This window comes from Sphaerotilus hippei, assembly GCF_003201595.1.
GTDB lineage: Bacteria > Pseudomonadota > Gammaproteobacteria > Burkholderiales > Burkholderiaceae_C > Sphaerotilus > Sphaerotilus hippei.
The window spans coordinates 45,638-55,230 of the sequence record NZ_QJJS01000023.1 but is presented as its reverse complement, the minus strand read 5'-3'; the positions used below and the strand labels follow the sequence as shown (position 1 = coordinate 55,230).

The following is a 9,593-nucleotide window of genomic DNA, read 5'->3' as shown; positions in this document are numbered from 1 at the left end:
AGCAACTCCTCCAGCGGGTAGCGGCAACGCCGGCTGCGCGGGTCGTCGAGTTCGGCGAACGCCGCCAGGTCGCCGAGGGCTTCAGGCGCGGGGGGCAGGGGCTGGTTGTCGGGCATCGGGGGCGTCAAAAACTCGCTCTTGTAGCACCGATTTCAGGCAAGAGCTTCATGCAATCGCCCTGCTGGTACTGGTCAGCCGCGCCATGGATGAACTTGTTGATCCGATACTTGACGCTACGTCGACGCGACATATGACGGAGGCATTCACCGAACTCATCAATGCTGTCAGCGAGCGTGACGAAGGGGATAAAGACGGTGATGGCCAGCTTAGTGCGACGGAAGCCTCTAGCCTTTGGGCGGTCCTGCAAAGCCGCCTGAAGGAAGAATTCAAGCGCACCGAAGGCAGATTTGCCCGCTTGATGTACGGACACACCGCGCCTGAAACACGGCGCCTGTTGCAACTGGCTTTCAATCGTCCCAACAGCAATCCGCGCGTTCTTGTCGCCCAGTCGGTGGTGGGGCGCGAGGGGCTCAACCTGCACAAGGCATGCAAGACCGTGGTGCTGCTCCATCCCGAATGGAATCCAGGCGTCGTGGAGCAGCAAATCGGCCGCATCGACCGAGTTGGCAGTCTGTGGGAAACGCAGCTGGAGGAAGCCCTTGGCAAGGGCGTCGCAGCGGACGACTTGCCACACATGTTGGTACGCCCGGTGGTGTTCAAGGGCACCTACGACGAAAAGAACTGGGAAGTCCTGCGCGGACGTTGGGACGACCTGCGGGCGCAATTGCATGGTGTGGTCATCTCTCCACACCTGAGCGAGTCCTTCGGTGTGGCGCCAGAGCTGGCCGAGGAGATCAACCGCAGTGCACCGAGCTTTTCGCCTATAGCACCGACGTTGTGTATTCCAGCCCAGAGTGTCGCGACACAACCCTGACGCCACGTTTGCTCCCGAAGCAACTGGCAGCAGCGGGAATCGCCGTTTCAGCAGAATGTGATTTCCGCTCAAGCACTGCTTCAAGTTACGGGGAGGTGCCTATTCCCGACTCAAGAGCACCCAGCACGGGAAGCACCACCCCCGCAGCCCCACGCAACACCACCTCCGCCACCCCATCCAACTCACTCTCCGCCGGATTGACCACCACCACCGGACACCCACGCCTGACTGCCTTTTCCGGCAGCGAGGCGGCCGGATGCACCAGCCCGGAGGTCCCGATCACCAGCATGAGGTCGGCCTCCTTCACGGCTTCCTCCGCCTGCGCCCAGGCCTGCTCGGGCAAGGACTCCCCGAACCAGACCACCCCGGGCCGGATTCGTCCTCCGCAATGGGCGCAGCGGGGTGGATCGAGCAGGCGCCCGCCTTCAGGCTCGGACGGCACGCCCGGCGGCATCGCATGCGGTCGGGCACACGCCAGACAGCGGTGTGCATGCAGGCTGCCGTGCAGGTGAATGACGTCCGGGCTGCCCGCCCGCTCGTGCAGGTCGTCCACGTTCTGGGTGACGAGGGTCAACTGCGGCACCCGCCTGGCGAGTTCCGCCAGCGCCAGGTGGCCCGCATTGGGTTCGCACTGCAGCGCCCGCATGCGGCGCCACTCGTACCAACCCCACACGAGCGCGGGGTCCCGCCGGAAGGCCCCAGGCGTGGCGAGTTCCTCGGCGCGAAAGCGTTGCCACAGGCCCGTCTGCGCATCGCGGAAGGTGGGCATGCCGCTTTCGGCGGAGATGCCGGCGCCGGTCACCACCACCACGTGGCGCGCCTTGTGCAGCCAGTCGGCCACGCGGAGCCATTCTTCGGGCAACCCGGCGGCGGGGGTACAGGTCATGTCGACATCCTCTGGTGGTAGACGGAAACGATCCTCCTGACGACTGCGACAACGGATGTCGCATGCACGCAGGCGCCTCGATGCCGGAACCGCCTGCAGCACGCCAACAGCCATATCACCTCGGAGGGAATACGGCCACGTGCGAGGGAAAATCGGCCACGTCGATGCCGACGTGGGCGTAGTGGCCTCGCTGTCATCCCGATCAGCCGGTTTCCGTGACCGCCATCATCAGGCGCATGGCACGATCGACGGCCGGTCGTGGCATCACGGATGCCGTGCGCCTGGCGCCCTGGCCGGTACCGTCAGAAGCTGTAACCCAGCCCGAAGGTGATCTGCGGGATGAAGCTCGCCTTGCCCACGCTCTCCTTGAGCTCGGCCGTTTCCCGGTCGATGCTGGCCTGTGCCGAGGCCGAACCCAGCTGGGTGCCGCGGCCGGTGGCGCTGACCTTGGCCTTGCCGATCAGCGCGCCCAGGTCGACCGAGAAGCGCAGACCCTGGGCGGCCTGGTGACCCCAGCCCAGGCCCAGGTAGGGCATGGTGGTCGGGAACTTGACGCGCACGTTCAGGCCGTCGTCGGCGCCCAGCGTGTAGGTGGTGCCGCCGACGTCGAGCTGGCGGCCGGCGCCGGAGGCGTCCAGGTCCAGCTGGTAACGCGACGACGCCACCCCGCCGGTCAGGCGGAAGCTGCCGCCGAAGACGAACCAGTCGGCGAACAGGCCCAGGCGATGGGCCTTGAGCTGGCCCTGGTAGGTGATGCCGTCCTCGGTCTGCTCATCGCTGCGGGAACCGAGGGTCATGAAATCACCGCGCAGGGAGATCCGCTCGCTGACCGGATGGGCATAACCCAGCCCGAAGCCCGGGAAGCCGAGCTGGCCGTAGAGCTCGCCCGCCTGGGCGGCGGCGGTGGACCACAGGCCGCTCGCCAGCAGCAGCGCAGGCATCAGCATCCGGTGTGCACGCATCGATTCTTCTCCTGAAGCGCGAGGCCCCGGTGCAACCCGCGTCGCACGGCCGTGTCGCCTCGCCATGCGATCGATGCTAGGCGTACGCGGTCGTTCCAGCCATCGTGCGACCCCGGATCGGGGCAGGAAGGCCGGGGCAGCGTGCGGGCTTCACGGACCCGTGAACCGGGGGTTGCCGCCAGCCCACAGCATGGCTTGACGAATGTCAGCCCCCGCGCGGAGGCCGCCGCGCGCGCGCCCCGCGCCGCAGAATCGTCTGCAGCAACCCCAAGGAGAGTCCCCATGCGGCTTCAAGGCAAGAACATCCTCGTCACCGGCGGCGCCAGCGGCATCGGGCTGGCCACGGTCGACCGCTGCCTCCAGGAAGGGGCGAACGTGGTCATCGCCGACCTGCCCGGCTCAGCCGGAGCGTCGCTCGCCGCGGCCCGCGACACGCAGGACGGCAGGCGCTGCCTGTTCCTGGCCGTCGACGTCAGCGCCACGGAGCAGGTCGACCAGCTGGTCGCCGACACCGTGGCGCAGCTCGGCCGCCTGGACGGCGTCTTCAACAACGCCGGCATCGGCGGCCTGAGCGCGGCAGCCGAATACCCCGACGCGGACTTCCTGCGCATCATCGACATCAACCTCAACGGCGTGTTCCGCGTCGCCCGGGCTGCCCTGCGGCAAATGCATCGGCAGGGCAGCGGCAGCATCGTCAACTGCGCCTCGATCCTGGGCGTGTTCGGCCAGAGCATGACGGCGGCCTACTCCGCGGCCAAGGGCGGGGTGGTCAACCTGACGCGCACGCTGGCGCTCGAGTCGGCGGCCCGCGGCGTGCGGGTCAATGCGATCGGTCCCGGCTACATCGACACGCCGCTGCTGTCGGGGCTCGACGACACGCTGCGTCAGGCGCTGGTCCGGCAGCACCCGATCGGCCGCCTCGGCCGGCCGGAGGAGGTCGCCAACGCCACGCTGTTCCTGCTCAGCGACGAGGCCAGCTTCATCACCGGCGCCCACCTGCTGGTCGACGGCGGGTTCACGGCCGGCAAGTCCTGAAACCGGCCGGGCCGGCCTCAATGCACGTGGCCGTGCCCGTGACCGTCCTGGTCCAGCTCGCTGCGGGCATGGCGCCAGACCTGCCAGCCCCCGTGCAGCGCCAGGGAGGCCATGACGGCGGCCACGGCCAGGTCGGGCCAGGCCGTGCCGGTGCCCAGCACGCCCAGCGCCGCGGCCATCACCGCCAGGTTGCCGATGGCGTCGTTGCGCGAGCAGAGCCAGACGCTGCGCATGTTGGCGTCCCCTTCGCGGAAGGCGTAGAGCATCCAGGCCACGCCGAGGTTGACCGCCAGCGCGCACAGGCCGATCACGCCCATGGTCGTGGCATCGGGCAGCACGCCGGTGAACACGCTCCAGCCGGCCCGCCCCAGCACGAAGAGGCCGAAGCCCATCATGCTGGCCGCCTTGACCAGGGCCGCACGCGCGCGCCAGACCAGCGCGGCCGACAGCACGGCCAGCGACACGCCGTAGTTCAGTGCATCACCGGCGAAGTCGATCGCATCGGCCAGCAGCGACACCGAGCCGGCGCGGTAGCCGGCGCCCAGCTCGAGCACGAACATCGCCGCATTGAGCAGCAGCGCGATCCACAGGATGCGCCGGTAACGCGCCAGGTGGGCGATCGTCTCGGGCCGGGGGGTGTCGTGTTCGCAGCAGTGGGCAGACATGGGGACTCCTGATCAAGGATTCGATTGGAAACCCTGGAGCCGCTACAGTGTCAAGACCTGCCCTGAAAGGACGAGGCCATGCGCATCAAGGCCCTGGGCGACGCGACCGGCGTCGACGTGGAGACCATCCGCTACTACGAGAAGACCGGCCTGCTGCAGGCCCCCGCAAGGTCGCACAACGGTTACCGCGACTACGGGGCGGCGCACCTGGAGCGACTGTCCTTCATCCGTCACTGCCGGGCGCTCGACATGCCGCTGTCGGACATCCGGCGCCTGCTGGACTTCGTCGACGACCCGCAGCGCCACGGCGACGACGTCGACCGGCTGGTCGAGGCCCAGCTCGCGCGGGTGCAGGCCCGCCTGGACAGCATGCACGCGCTGGAGCGCCAGCTGGTGGAGCTGCGCTCACGCTGCCAGGGCCGCCACGCCGACGGCGCCTGCGGCATCCTCGACGAACTGGTGGCCGCCGCGCATGGAGAGGCCTGCGCGTGCCATCCGGTGCCGGCGAAACAGGGGGTCTGACACACGGTTTGACCCGGAGCACGCGCGGGCACTGCGCGCAGCCGGTGACACCGAACAGCACCTGGGCATGCCCATGCCAATACACATGCCACATGCGCGCCGTGGTCACCCCGGCAGCGCCTCAGCCCGCCGGAGGCCGGGTCGGGCGGATCGAAGAAGGCCGCCACCTGCCACGAAAGCATCGACCCGAGGGCCCTGCCCCGGCGGAGTCAGAACTCAAAGTCGTAGTCGATCGTCAGCGGCGCATGGTCGCTGAACCACTGATCCTTGTAGATCGAGGCCTGCCGGGCGGTCGCGGCCAGGCCGGGCGTCGCCAGGTGGTAGTCGATGCGCCAGCCGACGTTCTTGGCGCGGGCCTGGCCGCGGTTGCTCCACCATGTGTAACAGGCGTCGGTGGTCTCGGGGTGCAGGCGCCGGTAGACGTCGACGAGGCCGGCCTCGTCGAGCAGGCGGGTCATCCAGGCCCGTTCCTCGGGCAGGAAGCCGCTGTTCTTCAGGTTGCCCTTCCAGTTCTTCAGGTCGATTTCCTTGTGCGCGATGTTGACATCGCCCATCAGCACGAACTCGCGCTCGGCCTTCAGCGCCAGTAAGTGAGGGTAAATGATGTCTAGAAATCGAAATTTGGCCTGCTGGCGTTCCTCGCCCGAGGATCCGCTCGGGAAGTAGCAGCTGATGACCGACAGCTTGCGCCCGGGGCGGTCGTAACGGGCTTCGATGTAGCGGCCTTCGGCATCGAACTCCGGCACGCCCAGGCCGGCCCGGACCTCGGTCGGCTCGTGGCGCGTGTACAGGCCGACGCCGGAATAGCCCTTCTTCTCGGCGCAATGAAACGCGCCCGACATGCCGTCCAGCACATCCAGCGGAGACTTCAGGTCCACGACCTGAGCCTTGAGTTCCTGCACGCCAATACAATCGGCCGAGAGGGTCTCGGCCCAGGCGTGCAGGCCCTTGGTGGCCGCGGAACGGATGCCGTTGAGGTTGAGACTGACCAGACGCACGCAGGACCTTCTTTCGACATGACGACACAACACCCCTCACTCACCTCCGACGATCTGGCCCAGGACTTCGTGGCCTTTGCCGTGGATGCCGGCGTGCTGCGCTTCGGGGAATTCAAGACCAAGGCAGGACGGCTGTCGCCCTACTTCTTCAACGCCGGGCTGTTCGACGACGGCGCCAAGCTTGGTCGGCTGGCCGAATTCTATGCACGCCGCCTGCTGGCCTCGGGCGTCGAGTTCGACATGCTGTTCGGGCCCGCTTACAAGGGCATCACGCTGGCGGCGGCCGTGTCGGTCGAGCTGGCGCGCCTGGGCCGCAATCTGCCCTACGCCTACAACCGCAAGGAAGCCAAGGACCATGGCGAAGGCGGCACGCTGGTGGGCGCCCCCGTGCGCGGTCGGGTGCTGATCATCGACGACGTGATCTCGGCGGGCACGTCGGTGCGCGAGTCCATCGCGATGATCCAGGCCGCCGGCGCGACGCCCTGCGGCGTGACCATCGCCCTGGACCGCCAGGAGAAGGCCAGCGAGCACGGCGTGGACGCCGCCCATTCGGCCGTGCAGTTCGTGCGGCGTGAGCTGGGCCTGGCGGTCGTGCCGATCGCCACGCTGGCCGACCTGCTGCAGTACCTGCAGCAGCAGCAGGACCCGACCCTGTCGGCCAGCCTGCCGGCGGTGCAGGCCTACCGCGAGCGCTACGGGGTCAGCGAGTGACCCGGCGACGGACCATGGAAGTGCGCACACTGGCGCTGGGCTGCGCCTGGTCGGCGCTGGCCGCCATGGTCCATGTGGCGCCGGCGCACGCGACCGGCATCTACACCTGCGTGGACGGCAAGGGACGCAAGATCACGTCGGACCGGCCGATCCCCGAGTGTGCCGACCGCGAACAGGCGGTGCGCAACAGCGACGGTTCAGTGCGGCGGGTGCTGACGCCCAGCCTGACGGCCGAAGAGCGTGCCGCCTATGAAGAATCGCAGCGCAAGCAGATGGTCCGGGAGGCGGCCCTGCGGGACGCGATCCGCCATGACCGCAACCTGCTGACCCGCTTCCCGAACGAGGCGGCCCACCAGCGGGCCCGCGCGGCCGCGCTGGCTCCGGCGGTCGAGGCGATGCAGTTCAACACCCGCCGGCTCGACCAGCTGCGCATCGAGAACAAGCGCCTGCTCGACGAGGCCGAGTTCTACAAGGGCAAGGCCCTGCCCCGGCCGCTGAAGTCGAAGATCGAGGGCAACGGGGCCAGCATCGAGGCCCAGCAGTCGGCCGCGGCCACCCACCAGGCCGAGATCCAGCGCATCAACGCCCGCTACGACGAGGAGCTGCAGCGACTGCGCACGCTGTGGGGCCTGCCGTCGGGTGCCAACCGTGCCACCGCAGCGGGCGGCAGCAGCGGCGCGGCCGCACCGGCCCGCTGAGACCGGAGCGGCCGGCCCGCAGGCTCAGGCACCGACCAGCTTGCGCCGCAGCAGTTCGTTGACCTGGGCCGGGTTGGCCTTGCCCTTGGTCGCCTTCATCGCCTGACCGACCAGTGCACCGAAGGCCTTTTCCTTGCCGGCCCGGAAGTCCTCGACCGACTTGGCGTTGGCGGCCATGACCTCGTCGAGGATGGCCTCGAGCGCCCCGCTGTCGTTCATCTGCCGCAGGCCCCTGGACTCGATGATCGAGTCGACGTCCGAGCCTTCACCGCACCACAGCGCCTCGAACACCTGGCGGGCGGCGTTGTTGGAGATCGTGCCGTCCTGGATGCGACCGATCATCACCGCCAGCGTGGCCGGGCCGACCGGCGCCCGGGCGATGTCGCCGCCTTCGGCGTTGAGTCGCTTGCTGATCTCGCCCATCACCCAGTTGGCCACCAGCTTGGGCTGGCCGCAGGCGGCCGCGGCCGCCTGGTAATACTCGGCCGTGGCGCGGCTGGCGGTCATCATCGCCGCGTCGTAGGCCGGCAGGCCCTGCTCGCTCTGGAAGCGGGCGGCCAGCGCACCGGGCAGCTCGGGCATGGCGGACTTCACCTCGTCGACCCAGGCCGAGGCGATCACCAGCGGCGGCAGGTCGGGGTCGGGGAAGTAGCGGTAGTCGTGCGCATCTTCCTTGGTGCGCATCATGCGGGTCTCGCCGGTGTCCGGGTCGAACAGCACGGTGGCCTGCTGGATCTCGTAGCCGTCCTCGATCTGGTCGATCTGCCAGTTGACCTCGAAGTCGATGGCCTGCTGCAGGAAACGGAAGCTGTTGAGGTTCTTGATCTCGCGGCGCGTGCCGAAGGGCTCACCCGGGCGGCGCACCGACACGTTGGCGTCGCAGCGGAAGCTGCCTTCCTGCATGTTGCCATCGCAGATGCCCAGCCAGACCACCAGCGTGTGCAGCGCCTTCGCGTATTCGACCGCCTGCCGGCTGGAGCGCAGCTCGGGCTCGGTGACGATCTCGAGCAGCGGCGTGCCGGCGCGGTTCAGGTCGATGCCGCTCATGCCGTGGAAGTCCTCGTGCAGGGACTTGCCGGCATCCTCTTCCAGATGGGCACGCGTCAGGTTGATCGCCATGGGCTGGGCATCGACGAAAAACGACATCCGGCCGCCCTGCACCACCGGGATCTCGTACTGGCTGATCTGGTAGCCCTTGGGCAGGTCGGGGTAGAAGTAGTTCTTGCGCGCGAAGATCGACATCGGCGCGATGGTCGCGCCCACGGCCACGCCGAAGCGGATCGCCCGCTCGACGGCACCGCGGTTGATCACCGGCAGGCTGCCCGGCAGCGCCAGATCGACCGCACAGGCCTGGGTGTTGGGTTCGGCGCCGAACTGCGTCGAAGCACCGGAGAAGATCTTCGAACGGGTCGAGAGCTGGGCATGGGTCTCGAAGCCGATCACGACCTCGTAGCCCCGGACAAGAAGGGATGCACTCATGGTGCCGATCGTAAGGCAAAGCCGACCGCCTGCGAGCCCGCCCGACGCACAAGGACATCGGACGCACGCTTACACTCGGCCTTTGCCTGACCTGCCGAGCCCGCCATGAAGCTGACCCACGTCGTCCTCTCCGTCGCCGCCTTCGCCGCCGTGGCCACGGCGGCCACGCTGGCGCTGACCCAGAAGGACAAGGCGCCTTCGGTGAGCTACACCCTGCTCGACGGCAGCCAGCACCGCAGCGACGACCTGCGCGGCAAGGTGGTGCTGGTCAACTTCTGGGCCACCAGCTGCACCACCTGCATGAAGGAGATGCCCGAGCTCGTGGCCACGCACAGGAAGTACCAGGCCAAGGGTTTCGAGACGCTCTCGGTGGCGATGGCCTACGACCCCCCCGCCTACGTGGTGAACTACGCCCAGAGCCGCCAGCTGCCCTTCCAGGTGACGATGGACCAGAAGGGCGAGATCGCGCGCAGCTACGGCAACGTGCAGATCACGCCGACCACCTTCGTGCTCAACAAGCAGGGCGAGATCGTCAAGCGTTATGTCGGGGCGCCGGATTTTGAACAGCTGCACCAGCTGCTCGAGAAGCTGCTGGCCGAATCGGCCTGAGCGGCAGTCCGTCACGCGAAAACACGAGCTCCTACGCGTACACCCCCCCGATCCAGAGCATCGGCTGGCGGAGGAACCGGCATTGACGCCGACA

General features: G+C 68.1%; 11 protein-coding genes. 6 read left to right on the top strand and 5 right to left on the bottom strand.

Features of this window, described 5'->3' with window-relative positions; genetic code table 11:
- Nucleotides 1-202 precede the first annotated feature (202 nt).
- Nucleotides 203-934: a C-terminal helicase domain-containing protein gene (locus C7444_RS18380; protein ID WP_245909634.1), complete on the top strand. Its 732-nt coding sequence runs from the start codon at nucleotides 203-205 to the stop codon at nucleotides 932-934.
- Nucleotides 935-1,019: 85 nt separating this feature from the next.
- Here the strand turns inward: C7444_RS18380 and C7444_RS18375 are convergent, their stop codons facing one another.
- Together C7444_RS18375 and C7444_RS18370 are read right to left on the bottom strand one after the other, a co-directional pair.
- Nucleotides 1,020-1,820 (bottom strand): SIR2 family NAD-dependent protein deacylase, encoded by an 801-nt coding sequence (locus C7444_RS18375; RefSeq protein WP_110402314.1) that lies wholly within the window; start codon nucleotides 1,818-1,820, stop codon nucleotides 1,020-1,022.
- A 302-nt stretch (nucleotides 1,821-2,122) separates the two neighbouring features.
- Nucleotides 2,123-2,782, bottom strand: coding sequence for a hypothetical protein (locus C7444_RS18370; RefSeq protein WP_110402313.1), 660 nt, complete (start codon nucleotides 2,780-2,782; stop codon nucleotides 2,123-2,125).
- A gap of 282 nt (nucleotides 2,783-3,064) precedes the next feature.
- Here C7444_RS18370 and C7444_RS18365 point away from each other — a divergent pair, with 282 nt between their 5' ends.
- Entirely contained in the window at nucleotides 3,065-3,817 is a 753-nt protein-coding gene (locus tag C7444_RS18365) for an SDR family NAD(P)-dependent oxidoreductase (protein WP_110402312.1), read from the top strand.
- A 17-nt stretch (nucleotides 3,818-3,834) separates the two neighbouring features.
- Here C7444_RS18365 and C7444_RS18360 read toward each other — a convergent pair whose 3' ends face one another.
- Nucleotides 3,835-4,482 carry a cation efflux transmembrane domain-containing protein gene (locus C7444_RS18360; protein WP_110402311.1) on the bottom strand — a complete coding sequence of 216 codons (648 nt, stop codon included), beginning with the start codon at nucleotides 4,480-4,482 and terminating at the stop codon, nucleotides 3,835-3,837.
- Nucleotides 4,483-4,560: 78 nt separating this feature from the next.
- Between C7444_RS18360 and C7444_RS18355 the strand changes: the two genes are divergently transcribed.
- Nucleotides 4,561-5,004 carry a Cd(II)/Pb(II)-responsive transcriptional regulator gene (locus C7444_RS18355; protein WP_110402310.1) on the top strand — a complete coding sequence of 148 codons (444 nt, stop codon included), beginning with the start codon at nucleotides 4,561-4,563 and terminating at the stop codon, nucleotides 5,002-5,004.
- Between the two features lie 209 nt (nucleotides 5,005-5,213).
- On the opposite strand, the gene C7444_RS18350 is transcribed toward C7444_RS18355, so the two are convergent.
- Nucleotides 5,214-6,002: an exodeoxyribonuclease III gene (locus C7444_RS18350; RefSeq protein WP_110402309.1), complete on the bottom strand. Its 789-nt coding sequence runs from the start codon at nucleotides 6,000-6,002 to the stop codon at nucleotides 5,214-5,216.
- An 18-nt stretch (nucleotides 6,003-6,020) separates the two neighbouring features.
- Between C7444_RS18350 and pyrE the strand changes: the two genes are divergently transcribed.
- Both pyrE and C7444_RS18340 read left to right on the top strand, forming a co-directional pair.
- A complete protein-coding gene (pyrE, locus tag C7444_RS18345; protein WP_110402308.1) occupies nucleotides 6,021-6,713 on the top strand; it encodes an orotate phosphoribosyltransferase in 693 nt (230 codons plus the stop codon).
- A 14-nt stretch (nucleotides 6,714-6,727) separates the two neighbouring features.
- Nucleotides 6,728-7,411, top strand: a complete 684-nt coding sequence (locus C7444_RS18340) for a DUF4124 domain-containing protein (RefSeq protein WP_110402307.1) — start codon at nucleotides 6,728-6,730, stop codon at nucleotides 7,409-7,411.
- 24 nt (nucleotides 7,412-7,435) lie between these two features.
- On the opposite strand, the gene gatB is transcribed toward C7444_RS18340, so the two are convergent.
- Nucleotides 7,436-8,890: an Asp-tRNA(Asn)/Glu-tRNA(Gln) amidotransferase subunit GatB gene (gatB, locus tag C7444_RS18335; RefSeq protein WP_110402306.1), complete on the bottom strand. Its 1,455-nt coding sequence runs from the start codon at nucleotides 8,888-8,890 to the stop codon at nucleotides 7,436-7,438.
- Nucleotides 8,891-8,995: 105 nt separating this feature from the next.
- Between gatB and C7444_RS18330 the strand changes: the two genes are divergently transcribed.
- Entirely contained in the window at nucleotides 8,996-9,499 is a 504-nt protein-coding gene (locus C7444_RS18330; protein ID WP_110402305.1) for a peroxiredoxin family protein, read from the top strand.
- Nucleotides 9,500-9,593 lie beyond the last annotated feature (94 nt).